The organism is Bacillus sp. JK74 (genome assembly GCF_053663395.1).
In genome coordinates this window covers 134755-152204 of the sequence record NZ_JBSJQB010000007.1, presented here as the reverse complement: position 1 = coordinate 152204, position 17450 = coordinate 134755, and the positions used below count along the sequence as shown (strand labels likewise).

General features: G+C 47.6%; 15 protein-coding genes and 2 pseudogenes. 5 read left to right on the top strand and 12 right to left on the bottom strand.

Annotation, left to right across the window (positions count from 1 at the left end; translation table 11 throughout):
- Positions 1-7: 7 nt before the first annotated feature.
- Positions 8-406: a competence protein ComJ gene (gene comJ, locus ACWJJ5_RS17955; protein ID WP_077721770.1), complete on the top strand. Its 399-nt coding sequence runs from the start codon at positions 8-10 to the stop codon at positions 404-406.
- 18 nt (positions 407-424) lie between these two features.
- On the opposite strand, the pseudogene ACWJJ5_RS17950 reads toward comJ, so the two are convergent.
- From ACWJJ5_RS17950 to ACWJJ5_RS17930, 5 genes and pseudogenes are all read right to left on the bottom strand, one after another.
- Positions 425-655, bottom strand: a pseudogene (locus ACWJJ5_RS17950) (family 1 glycosylhydrolase); the annotation flags it as partial.
- Positions 656-868: 213 nt separating this feature from the next.
- Positions 869-1144 (bottom strand): YckD family protein, encoded by a 276-nt coding sequence (locus ACWJJ5_RS17945; protein ID WP_369719109.1) that lies wholly within the window; start codon positions 1142-1144, stop codon positions 869-871.
- A 117-nt stretch (positions 1145-1261) separates the two neighbouring features.
- Complete coding sequence (locus ACWJJ5_RS17940; RefSeq protein WP_021494203.1) at positions 1262-1696, bottom strand: RDD family protein; 435 nt, start codon at positions 1694-1696, stop codon at positions 1262-1264.
- Between the two features lie 14 nt (positions 1697-1710).
- Positions 1711-2847, bottom strand: a complete 1137-nt coding sequence (locus ACWJJ5_RS17935; RefSeq protein ID WP_052827030.1) for a zinc-dependent alcohol dehydrogenase — start codon at positions 2845-2847, stop codon at positions 1711-1713.
- 64 nt (positions 2848-2911) lie between these two features.
- Positions 2912-4114 carry a GTP-binding protein gene (locus tag ACWJJ5_RS17930; RefSeq protein WP_070081342.1) on the bottom strand — a complete coding sequence of 401 codons (1203 nt, stop codon included), beginning with the start codon at positions 4112-4114 and terminating at the stop codon, positions 2912-2914.
- A gap of 144 nt (positions 4115-4258) precedes the next feature.
- Between ACWJJ5_RS17930 and ACWJJ5_RS17925 the strand changes: the two are divergent.
- The 4 genes and pseudogenes from ACWJJ5_RS17925 to cobA all read left to right on the top strand — a co-directional run.
- Positions 4259-4387: pseudogene (locus tag ACWJJ5_RS17925) on the top strand (hypothetical protein); the annotation flags it as partial.
- 118 nt (positions 4388-4505) lie between these two features.
- Positions 4506-6923: an NADPH-nitrite reductase gene (nasD, locus tag ACWJJ5_RS17920; protein ID WP_173613185.1), complete on the top strand. Its 2418-nt coding sequence runs from the start codon at positions 4506-4508 to the stop codon at positions 6921-6923.
- A 20-nt stretch (positions 6924-6943) separates the two neighbouring features.
- Complete coding sequence (gene nirD / locus ACWJJ5_RS17915) at positions 6944-7264, top strand: nitrite reductase small subunit NirD (RefSeq protein WP_166706418.1); 321 nt, start codon at positions 6944-6946, stop codon at positions 7262-7264.
- 66 nt (positions 7265-7330) lie between these two features.
- On the top strand, positions 7331-8770 hold the full coding sequence (cobA, locus tag ACWJJ5_RS17910; protein WP_109955159.1) for a uroporphyrinogen-III C-methyltransferase: 1440 nt from the start codon (positions 7331-7333) through the stop codon (positions 8768-8770).
- Positions 8771-8824: 54 nt separating this feature from the next.
- Here the strand turns inward: cobA and ACWJJ5_RS17905 are convergent, their stop codons facing one another.
- The 7 genes from ACWJJ5_RS17905 to cah form a co-directional block, all read right to left on the bottom strand.
- Complete coding sequence (locus tag ACWJJ5_RS17905; protein ID WP_071392150.1) at positions 8825-9835, bottom strand: NAD(P)/FAD-dependent oxidoreductase; 1011 nt, start codon at positions 9833-9835, stop codon at positions 8825-8827.
- Between the two features lie 196 nt (positions 9836-10031).
- Positions 10032-11267, bottom strand: a complete 1236-nt coding sequence (locus ACWJJ5_RS17900) for a PucR family transcriptional regulator (RefSeq protein ID WP_003156600.1) — start codon at positions 11265-11267, stop codon at positions 10032-10034.
- A 157-nt stretch (positions 11268-11424) separates the two neighbouring features.
- Positions 11425-12879, bottom strand: a complete 1455-nt coding sequence (gene putP, locus ACWJJ5_RS17895) for a sodium/proline symporter PutP (protein ID WP_076851418.1) — start codon at positions 12877-12879, stop codon at positions 11425-11427.
- A 91-nt stretch (positions 12880-12970) separates the two neighbouring features.
- The gene (gene pruA / locus ACWJJ5_RS17890; RefSeq protein ID WP_003156602.1) at positions 12971-14518 is read right to left on the bottom strand and encodes an L-glutamate gamma-semialdehyde dehydrogenase; all 1548 of its coding nucleotides are present in this window, start codon (positions 14516-14518) and stop codon (positions 12971-12973) included.
- An 18-nt stretch (positions 14519-14536) separates the two neighbouring features.
- Positions 14537-15448, bottom strand: coding sequence for a proline dehydrogenase family protein (locus tag ACWJJ5_RS17885; protein ID WP_139026625.1), 912 nt, complete (start codon positions 15446-15448; stop codon positions 14537-14539).
- A 187-nt stretch (positions 15449-15635) separates the two neighbouring features.
- The gene (locus ACWJJ5_RS17880; protein ID WP_171463419.1) at positions 15636-16421 is read right to left on the bottom strand and encodes a nucleotidyltransferase domain-containing protein; all 786 of its coding nucleotides are present in this window, start codon (positions 16419-16421) and stop codon (positions 15636-15638) included.
- 65 nt (positions 16422-16486) lie between these two features.
- Complete coding sequence (cah, locus tag ACWJJ5_RS17875; protein WP_025284201.1) at positions 16487-17443, bottom strand: cephalosporin C deacetylase; 957 nt, start codon at positions 17441-17443, stop codon at positions 16487-16489.
- Positions 17444-17450 lie beyond the last annotated feature (7 nt).

The following is a 17450-nucleotide window of genomic DNA, read 5'->3' as shown; positions in this document are numbered from 1 at the left end:
CAGCGCATTGAATAAATCATGGAAACCGCAAGAACTGGCCATTTCTTATCATCAATTTACAATCTTCCAAAAAGATTCAGAACCGCCTGTTATCGATTGGACCGATGAAGCCATTGAAAAAGGATATGCGGAAACTGACGGAGCTGTTTCATTTGAAGCAAGGAGAAATACGAGGGCATTTATCGTCCTCAGGCTTAACACAAGTGAACCGGTACTATCCTATGAGAAAAAAGCGACTGTTCCCTTTGAGGCTGTAAAAGATGGAATTGAGATTGAAAGCGTGATGTCAAAGCGGCTTTTCTTTAATATTCCGAAAGGCCGATACAGCCTTACCTGTTATTCAGTGCCTGCCGAAATATCCGATCTTCATGCGGATACGTATATTATTGATGCAGACGCAATGTAAAAGAAATCCCTGAGAGAATCATATTTCTCTCAGGGGACTTTTACCGTTTGTTTCAATTACATTCTGGTACCAATAAAAACTTTTTTCCTGATCCGTTTCAAATCCTTTTCATCTTCTTTATCTCGATTGATTATACACAAAACCGTAGCGTTTTTGATAGCCGTTCAGCCAGCTTAACAGATCCGTGAATGACCAGCTGCAGCAGCCGATGAGATGAACTCCGTCACTAATGGCCACTCTGCACTGTTCACCCATACTGAAGGTCCTTTACCGTCTTATTCCAAGCTCCTTCAACCTGATAGGCAGACGAAGCTGCCCCCCCATAGAAATGTATCAGGGAACAGACCCTGTTTTTTATGTACCATGTGTTTCATCCTCCTGATGCGTATGATATTGATATCACACGTTATGAAACTCATTTCAGAGCAATCCCGATAAAAAAGCATCCGGCTTGCCGGATGCTTAAGAATGATGATGCCGCTTTTCCAATTTATGAGGCGGAGGCTTCGGGACAAAGCCATTTTGTTTCATCATATTAAAGCGCCTGTCCATATGCTGTTTAATATGTTCTGCTTTTTCTTTCGGCAGGACCCCGTACTCAACATATTTGGATATGACATGTTTGCGTTTTTCGAGCACTTCTTTTTCAAGTGATTCAATTTCTTTTTTCTGCTGTTCCGTGAGTGACATTGTTGAAGGCATTTTTGTTTCGGCGTGTGCCGGCATTGTGAAAACCATTGCTGTAATGAAAAACGCAGCTAAAGACAATGCAGCTTTTTTCATGACTCTTTCCTCCTTTAACGTTTGTTATATGTTGCTCCCTCATCCATTTTTTATGCAAAAAAAAGAGCGAAATTATTCGCTCTTTTCAATCGATTCGTCCGGCAGCGCGTATGTGACATACGTTCCCGCTACAAAATCGTGGATTGACCGTTTGTCTTCTCTCATTCCGACCATGAATGCGCTCACGATCACACCGATTCCAAACGTCACGCCATATATCAGGCCGCCCACAAGCACTCTCAAAATCATAGTGAGAAAGCCTACCTGAGTTCCGTCTTTTTTGACGATGCGGATACCGCAGATCTTTTTGCCGATAACATAACCGTTCCAGTATACAGGGAGCAAAATACCATAAAGAGTCAAAATGATGCTGATCATTGCGCTCTCATTCGGATCTTTTCCTGTTGCCAGCATAAAAATAATCGCCAAAGGCACTGAAGTAATTAAATAGTCGAGTACAACGGCTCCCAATCTGATCCAAAATCCCGCCGGTCTGTAAATATTCATCATGTTTCCCCTCGCTATGGCTTCAAAATCACTTTAATGTTGCCATCTTCTTTTTTGTCAAATATATCATATGCAGCAGGAGCTTCCGCAAGACTCATTTTGTGTGTAATGATATCCGTCGGATCAATTTCATTTTGTTCAATCATTTGATACAGCATCGGCATCAGATGAATAACGGGTGCCTGGCCCATTTTTAAAGAAACGTTGCGTGTGAAAAAATCGCCGAGCGGAAAGCCGTCCGCTTCAGAAATGTATGCGCCCGTGAGCTGCACGGTTCCGAACTTCTTAACGGCTTCTGATGCTGTAAGAATCGGGCTGATCGTTCCGAACTGATTCGGTTTTTGCTCTGCTTTTTCTTTTGAAAGCGGCGTGCCGTCCATTCCGACACAATCAATCACTACATCCGCGCCCCCTGACGTTTGTTCGTGCAGCAGTTTCCCGATCTCATCATGTTCTGAAAAATTGAAGGTCTCTGCTCCGTTTATGCGTCTCGCATGTTCAAGGCGGTGCGGGACTTGATCAACTGCGATAACCCGTTTAGCTCCTTTTTTCCACGCGAATTTTTGCGCCATTAAGCCGATCGGACCTGATCCTAGAATAACGACTGTATCTCCTTTCTTCACTCCGCTGTGCTGAACGCTCCAAAAGGCGGTCGGCATGACATCTGACAGAAGCAGCACCTGCTCATCTTCAAGCTCACTGTCTGCCGGAACCAGAAAAGAAGAGAAATCAGCGTAAGGAACACGTAAATATTCAGCCTGTCCGCCGGGATAATTTCCGTTAAACTCCGAAAAACCGAATAAACCGCCGGCATCTGTATGAGGATTTGGATTTGATTCATCACACTGGCTTTCCATCTGGTGCTTGCAATAATGACATTCTCCGCAGCCGATGTTAAAAGGAATCACGACCCGGTCGCCTTTTTTCAGCTTTTTGACTTGACTGCCCGTTTCTTCCACAATTCCCATCGGCTCATGCCCGACAATATAACCCGGATCGGCGGGTATTCCGTTTTTATATAAATGAAGGTCTGAACCGCATATCCCGGTTGCGGTAATTCGAACGATGACATCTCTCTCATCTTGAATGGCGGGTGCCGGGACTTCTTTCACTTCCATATGTTCTTTTCCTTGGTATGTCAATGCTTTCACACTTGGTCAGCTCCTTTTTCATCACTCCTTCCCTTTTCACCTGCTTCTAAACTTGGCCGGTATGTTATTCAGCCCGCTGAATATCCCATTGAAAAGGATCCTCAAGCTGCGACCAGTCGGAATCGAACTCAGACGGCGTGAGCAGGCACTGATCCAATTCCTTTGTAATGGCGGCTTCATCTAAATCTGTTCCGATAAACACCAGGTTCGTATGACGATCTCCGAATTGGTCGTCCCAATCTTCCAGAATCTCCGGTTCCTGCTGTTTGATCTGCTCCTGCTCAAGTTTCGGCATTGCCGCCACCCAATAAGAAACAGGCTCAATCGAAACCGCCGGACCCGCCTGAGACATCAGCAGCGCAAGGCTGTTGCGGGTTGCGCACCAAACAATTCCTTTTGCGCGCACAATGTTGTCAGGCATTGATTGATGCAGCCAGCTGTCAAAACGAACGGTATGAAACGGCAGACGCCGCGAGTACACAAACGAAGTGATGCCGTACTCTTCCGTTTCCGGAGTGTGCGCTTCATGACCTGCCGTCAGTTCCTTTATCCACCCTGCTGATGAACTCGCTTCCTCAAACTCAAATAAACCGGTATTCAATATGCATTCGGCGGGCACTTCTCCGCGGACGGACCGGATCAGTCTGGCACGGGGCTGTAATGCGCAAAGAACCGTTTCCAGCTGTTCAAGCTCTTTTTCGCCCACCATGTCGCATTTATTTAAAATGAGCACATCACAAAACTCGATTTGGTCAATTAATAAGTCGGCAATCACCCGTTCATCCTCTTCTCCCGCCGCTTCCTTCCGGTCAAGAAGGGTGTCACCGGACTGGAAATCATGCCAGAAGCGGTTTGCATCCACCACGGTCACCATTGTGTCCAGCCTGCAGAATGTTGTCAGATCAATGCCCATTTCTTCATCTATATAAGAGAATGTCTGGGCAACGGGAATCGGTTCGCTGATCCCTGTTGATTCAATGACAATATAATCAAACCTGCCGTCTTTCGCGAGTTTCTCAACTTCGACTAATAAATCTTCACGCAGCGTGCAGCAGATACAGCCGTTGGATAATTCCACGAGTTTCTCATCCGTCCTTGACAAACCGCCTCCCTGCTTTACCAAGCCCGCGTCTATATTTACTTCGCTCATGTCATTGACGATGACGGCAATTTTTAAACCGTTGCGGTTTTGTAGAATATGATTCAAAACGGTCGTCTTTCCGGCACCAAGATAGCCGCTCAATACTGTAACCGGAATTTTTTTCATATCAATAGCCTCCTGACAAAATAGAATGATTACGATTTATATCCCGCAACTCCCTTATTATCACGATGTACATGGCTACAAATCGTAATTGTTACTATTTATTTTGATATATTCTCCGTTAAAAATCAAGTAAAAGTCAGACATCATACATTGTTTGTCCCCATCCATTGGTCTGACACGCAAAACGTCAACGATTTAATTGGTGAAGCCTTCGATCCGGACTGTAAAATGCCCGGTTTTAAGATGTGTGCGGTACGAATCAGCCCTATCTAATTTTTCATAAAATTTTTAGATTTTTTCGTATTTTTTGTTACATTTCATAACATGCATCTTAAATATTTGTTTTTGCTGTGCTACGCTGAAAAAAACAAAGATAGGAGCGGATCATCTGATGGGAAAAAAACAGCTAGTCCTTGTTGGAAATGGAATGGCCGGGGTAAGAGCGATTGAAGAAATACTGCGTGTTTCAAAAGATGAATTTGAGATTACAATATTCGGGGCCGAACCTCATCCCAACTATAACCGAATCCTTCTGTCAAAAGTGCTGCAAGGCGATACCGACATTCAAGACATTACGTTAAACGATTGGAACTGGTACAAAGAAAACAACATTCAGCTGTATACCGGTGAAACAGTCATCAAAGTCGACACGGAAAACCAAACCGTCATCACCGATGCAGACAGAATCCAGCCTTACGATGAACTCATCCTGGCGACAGGCTCTGTCCCTTTTATCCTTCCGATTCCGGGCGCAGACAAACAAGGCGTCACGGCATTCCGGGACATAAAAGATACCGACACGATGCTCGCCGCGTCAAAACAATATAAAAAAGCAGCCGTCATCGGCGGAGGACTGCTGGGTTTGGAAGCCGCGCGCGGACTGCTGAATCTCGGCATGGACGTGTCTGTCATCCACCTCGCCCCATTCCTGATGGAGCGCCAGCTTGACGCAGCGGCGGGACGCCTGCTGCAAAACGAATTAGAGAAACAAGGCATGACCTTTTTCCTTGAAAAGCAAACCGAAGAAATTCTCGGTACTGACCGTGTCGAAGGCATACGCTTTAAAGACGGCACAAGCATCGAAGCTGATCTGGTCGTCATGGCGGTCGGCATCCGTCCGAATACACAGCTTGGCACAGAAAGCGGCATCCCGGTAAACCGCGGAATCATTGTCAACGATTATATGCAGACTGAAATTCCGCACATTTACGCGGTCGGTGAATGTGCCGAGCACCGCGGAATCGCATACGGTCTTGTGGCGCCGCTCTATGAACAGGCAAAAGTGCTGGCCAAACATATTTGCGGCATTGAAACAAAACCGTACGAAGGCTCCGTTCTCTCCACTCAATTAAAGGTATCAGGCGTCGAGGTCTTCTCTGCCGGCGACTTTGATGAATCAGAGGACAAAAAGGCGATTAAAGTGTTCGATGAACAGGACGGCATTTATAAAAAAATCGTCCTGAGGGGCAATCAAATTGTCGGCGCTGTTTTGTTCGGAGACAGCAGCGAAGGCAACCGCCTGTTTTCTATGATTCAAAAACAAGCAGATATCTCTGAAACCTCCAAAATATCAATCTTACAGCCTCTTGATCAGGAAGCAGGCGCAAGCATGACCGCGGCGATGAGCGACGATGAAATCATCTGCGGCTGCAACGGCGTTTCAAAAGGCGCGATTATTCAAGCCATTCAGGAAAAAGGCTGCACATCAACGGACGAAATCAAAGCATGCACCGGGGCATCCCGTTCCTGCGGAGGCTGTAAACCGCTCGTGGAAGACATTCTTCAATATACACTGGGCTCAGAATTTGACTCATCCGCGCAAAAAGAAGCGATTTGCGGCTGCACCTCACTGTCGAGAGATGAAGTCGTAGAAGAAATCAAAGCCAAAGGGCTCTCACATACAAGAGAAATCATGAACGTGCTCGGCTGGAAAACGCCGGAAGGCTGCTCCAAATGCCGCCCTGCCCTCAACTACTACTTAGGCATGATTAATCCGGCTACATACGAGGATGACAGAACATCCCGTTTTGTGAACGAACGGATGCACGCCAATATTCAAAAGGACGGAACATACTCAGTCGTTCCCCGGATGTACGGGGGCGTAACCAACTCTCAAGATCTCCGCAAGATCGCCGATGTCGTCGACAAATATGAGATCCCGCTCGTTAAAATGACCGGCGGCCAGCGAATTGATCTCATCGGCGTTAAAAAAGAAGATCTGCCGAAAGTATGGGCCGAGCTTGATATGCCGTCAGGCTACGCGTACGGAAAAACACTCCGCACGGTAAAAACGTGCGTAGGCGAACAATTCTGCCGCTTCGGCACACAAGACTCCATGGCACTGGGTATTGCGCTTGAGAAAAAATTCGAAGGGCTCAATACGCCTCATAAGGTTAAAATGGCCGTGTCCGCCTGCCCGCGGAACTGTGCGGAATCAGGCATTAAGGACCTTGGCGTTGTCGGCATCGACGGAGGCTGGGAGCTTTATGTCGGCGGAAACGGCGGAACCCATTTGCGCGCCGGTGATTTGCTGATGAAAGTAAAAACGAATGAAGAAGTCTTAGAATACGCGGGTGCTTACCTTCAGTACTACAGAGAAACGGCAAACTATCTGGAGCGGACATCCGCATGGCTTGAGCGCGTCGGTTTATCTCATGTCCAATCCGTATTAAACGATCCGGAAAAACGGCAGGAGCTCAACGACAGAATGAATGAGACACTCTCTGTCCACAAAGATCCGTGGCAATACTTCCTTGAAGATAAAAAAGCATCTAAAGATCTATTCGAAAATGTCGTCACGACTTCATAAAACAGTAAGGGGGAACGGACATGGTTAATAAAGATATGACAAAGGTTTGCATAGGCAATGTAAACGAATTACCCGAGGAGTTAGGAAAAACCGTATATATAGAAGATAAAGAGCTTGCCGTATTTAAGCTTTCTGACGGGAACATCCGTGCCGTCGAAAACCGCTGTCCCCATAAAGGGGGCGTCCTGGCTGAAGGCATCGTCAGCGGAGAATACGTCTTCTGCCCGATGCATGACTGGAAAATTTCCTTAGAAGACGGAAAAGTCCAAGAGCCGGACCATGGCTGTGTCAAAACATACGAAACACTGATCGAAGGAGAGAATGTATACATCCTGTATTGATCAAAGACCGGATCACTTTTTCAAGTGGTCCTTCATTTTTTAAATTGCTGAAGGGATGACGCCATCATGAAAAACGGAATCGTATACTTTGTCGGTGCCGGACCAGGAGACCCGGGGCTGATCACCGTAAAAGGAAAACAGGCTCTGGAGAAAGCGGATATCATTTTGTATGACCGGCTCGCAAACCCAAAGTTTCTAGAATACGCCTCACCTGACTGCCGGTTCATTTATTGCGGAAAGCTGCCCGACCGCCATTTTATGAAACAGTCTGAGATAAATGCCCTGCTGATTGAAAAAGCGGCGGAGGGCTACACCGTCGTCCGCTTGAAAGGCGGAGACCCAAGTGTGTTCGGCAGGGTCGGCGAAGAGGCAGAGGCGCTTCATCAGCACGGCATCCGCTACGAAATGGTGCCCGGCATCACCTCGGGAATCGCAGCGCCGCTGTATGCGGGAGTCCCCGTCACCCATCGTGATTTCGCTTCGTCCTTCGCGATGATCACCGCTCATGATACATCATTGCAAGGCAGGCCGAATCTCGACTGGGAAGGGCTTGCCCGAAGCGTTCAAACGCTTGTGTTTTACATGGGCATTAAAAATCTGTCATTTATATGCCGGAAGCTTATGGAGTACGGAAAATCCCCTTCCATTCCCGTACTCGTCATTCAATGGGGAACGTGGGGGCGGCAGCGGAGTGTTAAAGGAACGCTTCAGGATATCCATGACAAAGTTCAAAGCCAAAACATCACCAACCCTGCCATTATCGTCATTGGTGATATTGTCAATTTTCAAACACACAGCTGGTTTGAAAGCAAACCCTTCATCGGGCGGCATATCATGGTGGTCACTCATGGCGATGATGAACATACACTGACAGACAAGCTGCGCGAGTATGGCGCCGATGTTATTGAATGGCCGAAGCGGATCGTTAAAAAAATGCCCGCAAACGAAAACATCCTGAAACAGATCAGCACCTTTGAACAACTATTTTTCACATCACGCCTTGCGGTATGCGAATTCTTTGACACACTGGCATTCAAGCAGATCGACATCCGCCGGGTGACCGCAAGCCTGAATGCAGCGACCGAAGCTGCAAAGACGGAACTGACAAAACGGGGCTTTCTCCTATCCGAATGGCAAAATGATTCTCCGCACTCGCTCATTGTAGGAAGCCGTCAAGCAGCAGAAAACTTGTCAGACTCAAAATCATGCCCGTTTTATATCACCCATGAACATATCGCGGATGAGCGGTTCACTTCCATGATCGAACGCACGATCAGTGAGTCTCCTCTGCAAATGATTATCTGTACGGGCAAAGAATCCGCTCAGCATTTGATCAGCGCCGGAAAACAAATCGGCATATCACCGAATCCGTCAGGAAACCGCCCTCCCGTCATCTGCATGGGCGAAGACGTCCCCGCCGGCTGCGGGTTTACCGCCGTGAAAAATCAGAAACAGTTATTTGAGTTTATACGAAATGAAATGAAAGACATGCTCGTTCACAGCTGATACGCCGGAATGCTTTTCTGACCCCCAGGCTCAGCATCGGGGGTCAGCCCTGTTTTATTGTGTCACCAATTTTTTATGATGAGTCGAATACATCGCCATCTGATCCGCCTGCGGGTCCAAATAGGCTTTGGCGCTGTTCACGGCGGTCGGCCCCTCCGTGAAACCGCCGGCAATCAGTCTGAGCTTGCTTTCATAATGGGCGGCGTCACCGGCGACAAACACGCCCGGAAGATTCGTCCGCATATGTCTGTCAGCTTTAATCCTGCCTTCTTCTATCTCAAGCCCCCAGTCCTTCATCGGACCGAGATCAATTTTAAACCCGTGGTTGATAATGAGCTCATCAAGCTTGATGACTTCAGAAAGTCCGGACTCAGTTTGGCAAACGGTGACGCTCTCGATCCGTTCCCCGGTGCCATTGAGATGCTTCAGACGATACGGCGCAAGCACCCGCACGGAAGACCGCTTCATTTTCGCCACGCTGCTTTCCAAACCGCCGAACTCCTTACGGCGGTGCAAGACGGTAACAGACGCCGCAATCGGTTCCAGCTCATTCGCCCAGTCAACCGCGGTATCTCCCCCTCCGGAAATCACGACATGCTTATCTCGAAACGCATCAAGCTTCTCCACCTTATAATGAAGGTTCTTTCCTGAATACCGGCTCGCATCCGCGCTGTCAAGTTCATTGACCTCAAGCGTCCCCATGCCCACGGCCAAAATCACCGTGCGCGTATAGTGCTTTTCCCCTTTGGAACTTTCGAGCACAATGGTTCCGTCTTCCAGCCGTTCAAATCCGGTCACCCGCTGATTCAACACGATATCCGGCTCAAATGTCGCCGCCTGCTCCTTCAGCTGCTTAATCAGCTGTTCCCCGGCAATCCCGGGTATTCCGCCGATATCACGGATGATTTTTTCAGGGAAAAACATAGACACCTTCCCTCCGAGCCGCGGTAAAAACTCGATCACCTTCGTTTTCAGCTCCCGCATCCCGCAATAAAAAGCCGCAAACAGGCCGATCGGGCCTCCGCCTATAATCGTGACGTCATACACCTCATGATTTTCCGCCATCGTTCTGCCTCCCGTTAATCTATACTTCATACATTTTTAATTGAGAATCAATATCAATGAAAGTATAACACATATTGAGGAGCAGTGTTTATTCATTTCTCATCTTGCGGGAAAGGAGTGATTCAGAAGCGAGGTTCTGAGATTGATAAGCGGGAAGGTATTAAAACTGAAACCAGTACGGCGACTGGTTTCTTTTTTATCTCTTTTTCATCAGCATGATATCGAGATACAGCTGGCACCTTGTCCTGAAGTCGTTTAAATTAATTGATGTCATGTCAAGAATCTGTTTGATGCGGTAGTTCAATGTGTTTTGATGAATAAAAAGCTGTTCTGCGGCTGGTTTTGTTTTGCAGTTATTGAGGAGATAGATTTCTAACGTTTTCAGCAGTTCGGTGCTGCTTTCTCTGTCTTTGGCTTTTAATAACGCTAAATCATCGTTTACATATTCCAGTGAGGCGTTTTTTTCTTCGATGCTTTCAAGATAGCGGTAAATCCCGAGCTTACTGTATTCGTACGGGATATTTTCCTGATTTCCGGTAATTTCGGCGGCCTTTATGACTTCAAGGGCTTCTATATAACTTTTCCCGAGCTTCAGGATGCTGCTGTATTCATTGCCGATTCCGATATAGATGGGAGTGGGGATCTTCTGAAAGTGAAAATGAGTCAGCAGTTTGTGGATGAATTCAGATGCTGCCGAAGTGCCGGAGCTTTTTTGCGAGAAGCTTGCGACGACGATGACAATATTGGAATCAATGGTTAAGACGTGGCTGACTTTATCCCGCAAATTCAAGTACGATTTGATATTTTCCTTTACATCTTCGACTGCCTCCCCATCCCCATTTGCGGCATGCAGGACGACTACCGAAAAAACCGACGGCAGCACGGCGTTCATCTTTTCCGCTTCCCGCCTGAACTCCTTTTCAGAGGAGAATTGCTGAAAGATCGCCCGTTTCACCAGGTCTTCCGCTCTCTCTTCTTTTTCCTGTTTCAGCCGGTTCGTTTTATAGATGATTTTTCCGACATGGAATGAAGTTTCATATAAAAAATCGAGCTCCTCGTCCGTCAAGTTTCGGTCGAGCTCCTGAATCCAGATGTAGCCCATCACTTCCCCTTTATGTTTTGCGCTTACAACCACTCTCTGATTCAGTCCGATACTGTCTATTTTTTCGACACGGAACGGTTCAGGAACGGTTTTCAGCTTTTCGATCACCCCGTCCTTCAGAAACCTTTCAAAAATCTGCACGGGGCATTTTTTTGAGAATATCGTCTGCTGGTTGGCGGAGTCGAAGTGATTAATGTAATAAGAATTATAGGCAAGCAAAAAGAAATCCGCGCTTTCCAGAATAACGGGCTTCTGCAATTCATAACTGATGAAATCAATTAATTTATCAATGTCCGTAAATGAAAAAACTCTCTCTAAAAGCTCTTCCATACCTATTTCTCCTATGCTCTTTTTATCTTTATCATACTCTGAGGGGTGACTTTTTGTATAGAAAAAAATTCATATACTCCCAAAACGGAATGATCCGAAAGCCTGTATCGTGAAAAGAGGAAAAAGGGCGGTCCCTTCTTCCTCTCGTTCCTTGCTTTTATTGAGAAAGTGTATCACGGTAGTCATGAAACTGATCTGTGACATCTTTTGACGGAGCCTGTGTCAATAAGCTGACGACAAATACAGCGGCAAGGCTTACAGCAAACCCCGGAATGATTTCGTACAAAAAGTCTGAAAGACCGGCATTCGCCCAAATGATTACGGTAATCGCTCCCGCAATCATGCCGGCGAGTGCCCCCCATTTCGTCATCCGTTTCCAAAATAAACTGAGCAGTACGACCGGCCCGAATGAAGCGCCGAATCCCGCCCATGCATAGCTGACAAGACCAAGTATCGTGTTGTTTTTCTCCCAGGCGAGCACCAGGGCGACGATTGACACCGCAAGCACTGCCATTCTCCCCAGAAATACGAGTTCCTTATCAGAAGCTGAACGCCTGAACATGGACTTATACAAGTCCTCCACTAAAGAACTGGACGTAACGAGCAGCTGAGACGAAATCGTACTCATAATGGCCGCTAAAATCGCAGAAATGAGAAATCCCGTAATAATCGGGTGGAACAGAATATTGCCGAGCTGAATAAAAATGGTTTCCGGATCATCCAGCTTCAACCCGCGCTGGTGGTAATACGCGATTCCCGCAAGACCCGTAAACAGCGCGCCGAGTGCAGACAAAATCATCCATCCCATTCCGATCCGTCTGGCGCGTTTGATCTCTTTCACAGATGTGATCGCCATAAAGCGCACAATAATATGCGGCTGCCCGAAATAGCCGAGCCCCCACGCAAATAAAGAAATAATGCCAAGGACGGTGGTCCCTTTGAACATATTAAACAGTTCCGGGTTGACGGAACGGATATCGGCAACGGTTTCCCCCGGGCCGCCCGTATGGAAAATCGTCACAATCGGCACGAGAATAAGCGCCGCAAACATGATGATCCCTTGGACAAAGTCCGTCCAGCTTACCGCCAAAAAGCCCCCGAACAAGGTGTAGGCGACAACGACGCCTGTCACGGCCCACAGGCCGGTGTGGTAATCCCACCCTAAAATGCTGTTGAATAAGACACCTCCGGACACCATGCCGGATGATACGTAAAAAGTGAAAAAGACGAGAATGACGAGACCCGAAAACAGTCTGAGAAGCTTCGTATGATCACCGAAACGGTTTTCAAGGAAACCCGGAATGGTGATGGAATTCCCCGCTTTTTCGGTATACGTTCTCAGCCTCGGCGCCACGAAAAGCCAGTTCGCCCAAGCCCCGAGCACAAGTCCGATTACAATCCAAGCGCCGCTTAATCCCGTCGAGAACATGGCGCCAGGAAGCCCCATCAAGAGCCATCCGCTCATATCCGCCGCTCCCGCGCTGAGCGCTGTGACGGCAGGGCCTAAAGAACGCCCACCGAGCATGTAATCCGTCAGATTCGACGTCCGTCTGTAGGCGAAATAACCGATAAACAGCATGCCCGCCATATAAATACAAATGGAAATAATCAACTGAATGTTTGCTATGGCATTTCCTCCTCCGCTTTATAGGTTTATGGTGAAATGGACACCCCCCGCGAGGAGGATGCCCATTCAGTCCCTCTTAAAACATTTCACTGATTGTTTTCGCCTGCATGTGGAGGGCCAAATAATCCGGGCCGCCCGCTTTTGAATCAGTGCCGGACATTTTGAAGCCTCCGAACGGATGGTAGCCGACAATCGCTCCCGTACAATTGCGGTTGAAGTACAGGTTGCCGACATGGAATTCCTGTTTCGCCCGTTCAATATGTTTGCGGTTATTTGTAATGACCGCGCCTGTCAAACCGTATTCAGTATTGTTGGCCACTTCCAGTGCTTCATCAAAGTTTGATACTTTAGAAAACGCCACGACAGGCCCGAAAATTTCTTCCTGCATGAGTCTGGCTTTCGGATCAAGGTCAGCGAAGATCGTCGGCTTGATAAAGTAGCCTTTTGAATCATCTCCGGTGCCGCCGCTTACTAAACGGCCTTCTTCTTTTCCGATTTCAATGTAGCTCATGATCTTGTCGTAAGAACCTTGGTCGATGACAGGTCCCATATACACGTCAGCGCTGTCAGGGCTTGCCGTCACTTTTGATTCAGTGATTTCGATGACGCGCTCTAATACTTGATCATACACTTTTTCATGGACAACTGCACGTGAACCTGCAGAACATTTTTGTCCAGCGAAGCCGAATGCTGATGTAAAGATGGATTGAGCCGCCAATTCAATGTCCGCGTCCTCATCGACAACAACCGTATCTTTACCGCCCATTTCAGCGATAACACGCTTTAAATGCTGCTGGCCCGGCTGCACTTTCGCCGCGCGTTCGAAAATTCTCGTACCGACTTCACGTGATCCCGTAAACGTAATGATGCTTGTTTTCGGGTGATCGACGAGATAGTCTCCCACTTCCGCTCCGCTTCCCGGCACAAAGTTGACAACGCCCTTCGGAAGGCCTGATTCCTCAAGCACTTCTACGAATTTCGCCGCGATGACCGGTGTCGCGCTTGCCGGTTTAAGAACGACCGTGTTGCCCGTTACGATCGGTGCCACCGTCGTTCCCGCCATAATCGCAAAGAGGAAGTTCCATGGCGGAATGACGACCGTTACGCCGGTCGGTGTGTAGACATATTGGTTCTTCTCGCCTTCGCGGCTGTTGACCGGCTTGCCTTTTGCCAATTCAACCATCTGGCGCGCGTAGTATTCCATAAAGTCGATGGCTTCCGCCGTATCCGCATCAGCTTCGTTCCAAGGTTTTCCCGCTTCCTTGACGAGCAGGGCGGAGAATTCGTGCTTTCTGCGGCGGACTTTGGCAGCCGCGCGGAACAAAACGGCCGCTCTTTCTTCAGGGGATGTGTATCTCCACTCTTCGAACGCTTTCGCAGCCGCTTCAATCGCCTGCTCAGCGTGCTCCTGGGACGCCTTTGACACTTTTCCGACGACTTCTTCTTTGTCTGCAGGGTTAATGGATACGATTTTCGCTTCCGTCTCTACCTTTTCACCGTTGATGACGAGCGGATAATCTTTTCCCAGATACTCATTTACCGTCGCAAGCGCTTTCTTAAATTCTTCAACGTTCGATTGATCTTGGAAATTCGTGAATGGTTCGTGTTTATAAGGTGTAGTCATTGTCATCTCTCCCTTTTTTTACTTCTTAGTCATTCCTTTAAAGGCGAATGCGATGTTTGAGGGGCGTTCGGCGAGCCGTCTCATGAAATAGCCGTACCAGTCATCCCCGTAAGGCAGGTAGACTCTCATGCGGTATCCTTCTTCCACCAGGCTGAGCTGGGTTTGCGAGCGCATGCCGTACAGCATCTGAAACTCAAAACGGTCGTTTGAAATGCCGTGCTCTTCGGCAAGCTGTTTTGTAAACTCGATCATTTTGTCATCATGCGTGGCAACTGCCGTATAATGTCCTTTTAAAAGCTGTTTGCGGATGAGTCTTTTATAATTTTCATCGACGTCGCTTTTTTCAGGATAGGCCACCTTTTCCGATTCTTTATAGGCCCCTTTGACAAGCCGCAGAAACGGATTCAGCGGGCTGAGGTCATCAAGATCCTTCTCCGTTCTGTACAGATAAGCCTGCACCACGGTGCTTACATATTCATACCGGCTCCGGAAGTCTTTAAAGATATCCAGCGTTTTCTGGCATCTCGTTTCATCTTCCATGTCAATCGTCACCATGACTTTATGTTTTTCAGCCGTCTGGAGGATTTTCGTCATATTTTCATAGACGAGATCGAGATCTATATCAAGACCTAAAGACGTCATTTTTAATGACACTTGGGAATTCAGCTGTTCATCAGCAATTAAGGCGATGGTCTGCATGCACTCCTCGGTGCGTTCTTTCGCGACGTCACCGCTGTTGACAAATTCCCCCAAATGATCGACAGTAACTGACAGCCCCTGGCTGTTCAAATGTCGGATTGTCGGGATAGAACTGCGGAAATCCATTCCTCCGATGATTTTGCCGGCTGCCACACGGCTTCCCCAGCTTCGCGCCATCTTATTGAGAAAGCTGCTCTTGGATAAAAATAAGAAAAAATCTCTTGTAATCACTTCCAACCTTAACACCCCGCAATCTAAGAAGTATTTGTATGAGTCTATTGTAAATGGACAAAACATCCTCTCACAATATTCTAAAAATACAAAGATTCTGATAAATTTTTGTGGTTTTACCACAATCAGCTTCTTAGATAGCAGGCGGATTATGCCGAAAAAAGGCGGACGGAAATGACGGCAATCGTCAATTTCCGCCTTTTTCCCCCCACGCCTCTTCGACGGTCTGAATCAATAGCTGATTCAGTTCCTCCGTTATGTCAGGTTTCGGTGTTTTGATCGTTTTGACATAGTGCCCGATGCGTTCTATTTCTTCTTCTATAAAACCGTGAATGATCGTATTTCTCGGTTCCGGAGCCAGCTCCTGACCGCTTTTTTTCCTTGTAAGCAGTGTATTGATTTCAGAAATGAGCGCTTCATCCGTCAATAAGGCATCGGCCAGTACGGGAAATGACATCGGCGGTACGGAGCCGAACGTTTCAATCCATCTGCAGGCAAGGAGAGGACGCAAAACATAAAAATACTTTTTAATCTTCACTTCACTGCCCTGCAATTCCGTTTTTTCATTCCGTTTTGCCATATTGAGATAATGATAAATGCCGGCTTCAGGCGAAAAGGCGCGGATTTTCAGTTTCCGAAGCTTTTCAGCCGCTGAGAAAGCTTCATAATAGATCATCTCAGAAGAGAGCCATTCCAAAAGAGGCGGATTTGATTTTTTAAAAAGCCGCAGCGCTTTTCTCAGTTCCCAGCCGCTGATGTCAAGCATGTCATGAATCGGCTCTTCTATGACATCCCTATGCGGTTCGATCGAAAAGTACCATTCTTTTTTCGGCACATAGAGAAACCGCACATCGTAGTCGCTGTCGCTTGACGGAAATCCCCATGCGCGGCTCCCTGATTCTACGGCGTAAAGCACCTTGACGCCGTGCTGTGCTTCAATTCGTTTTAATTCTTCGATGATCCTTTGTTCCATCTGTATCCGTCCTTTTCCGTGATCATTCCTGAAAAAAGCCCAAGTACTTGGGCTTTTCGCTGCTGTCAGCCTTTCAGATGCGCTTTCAGAAAGGCCAGCTTTTCCGTATGGAAAGAAGGTATGTATTCATGTCCGAAATACCGGTAAACCTTCAATTCTTTTTCCGTTTCCAGATGATTGTAAGCGGCAAACACCGTCGACGGCGGAGTCACGCGGTCAATCAGCCCGATGGACATGAGCACCGGAACTTTTACGCGGTCCGCCAGATTCATGATATCAAAATAGGCCAGTGTATTCATCGCGGCCTTCTCCGTTTCAGGGCTGCCGTTCTTTCTGAAAAAGGAGTTAATCTCAAGATACGGCTCATCAAGAGCGACATCAATGGCCCGCTCAAAATTGCTTAAATAAGGATAATCGGCCGCAACCGCTCTCGGAATGTCAGATAGTGCCGCCGCGGCGATTGAAAGTCCGCCTCCCTGGCTTCCGCCGATGACGGCGATTCTCGTTTCATCCACTTCATCAAAGCCGCTGATGACTTCCAAAGCCCGGACGGCGTCTAAGTACACGCCGCGGTAATAATATGTATCTTTATCTAAAATCCCTTTCGTCATCCAGCCGGGAACGTGTCCGTGCGGTGAGACGCTTGTATCTGTGCTGCTGTGCTGACCGCGGACAAGCATGCCGAACGCGGCATATCCGTGAAGCGCCCAATTTACGATGTCATGTATATCCCCGTCATAGCTCGCGTTGTAGCCGTGATATTTCACGATGGCCGGATGCGGTCCTTGCCGGTCGGGAACGGCGTACCATCCCTCAATTTCCGCCTTGCCGAAGCTCCGGTATGTCAGCCGGAATACTTTCACACCGTCAGCCGGGTAGCTTTCAGCCGTCAATTCAGGCTTTGCCTCTTCCTTTGCAAGCTCATGTAATGATGATGCCCAAAAATCCGAAAAGTCATGAGGAGCGGTTTTATTTGGTTTATAGGTTTGCAGTTGGTCGAGCGGCAAGTCGTATAATTGCATATCCGAT

Coding starts and splice junctions, on each gene's coding strand:
- cobA (WP_109955159.1), top strand. CDS start 7,331: ATGAAAAACGGAATCGTATACTTTGTCGGTGCCGGACCAGGAGACCCG.
- ACWJJ5_RS17930 (WP_070081342.1), bottom strand. CDS start 4,114: ATGAAAAAAATTCCGGTTACAGTATTGAGCGGCTATCTTGGTGCCGGA.
- ACWJJ5_RS17940 (WP_021494203.1), bottom strand. CDS start 1,696: ATGAATATTTACAGACCGGCGGGATTTTGGATCAGATTGGGAGCCGTT.
- ACWJJ5_RS17945 (WP_369719109.1), bottom strand. CDS start 1,144: ATGGTTTTCACAATGCCGGCACACGCCGAAACAAAAATGCCTTCAACA.
- nirD (WP_166706418.1), top strand. CDS start 6,944: ATGGTTAATAAAGATATGACAAAGGTTTGCATAGGCAATGTAAACGAA.
- ACWJJ5_RS17905 (WP_071392150.1), bottom strand. CDS start 9,835: ATGGCGGAAAATCATGAGGTGTATGACGTCACGATTATAGGCGGAGGC.
- cah (WP_025284201.1), bottom strand. CDS start 17,443: ATGCAATTATACGACTTGCCGCTCGACCAACTGCAAACCTATAAACCA.
- nasD (WP_173613185.1), top strand. CDS start 4,506: ATGGGAAAAAAACAGCTAGTCCTTGTTGGAAATGGAATGGCCGGGGTA.
- ACWJJ5_RS17900 (WP_003156600.1), bottom strand. CDS start 11,267: ATGGAAGAGCTTTTAGAGAGAGTTTTTTCATTTACGGACATTGATAAA.
- pruA (WP_003156602.1), bottom strand. CDS start 14,518: ATGACTACACCTTATAAACACGAACCATTCACGAATTTCCAAGATCAA.
- ACWJJ5_RS17880 (WP_171463419.1), bottom strand. CDS start 16,421: ATGGAACAAAGGATCATCGAAGAATTAAAACGAATTGAAGCACAGCAC.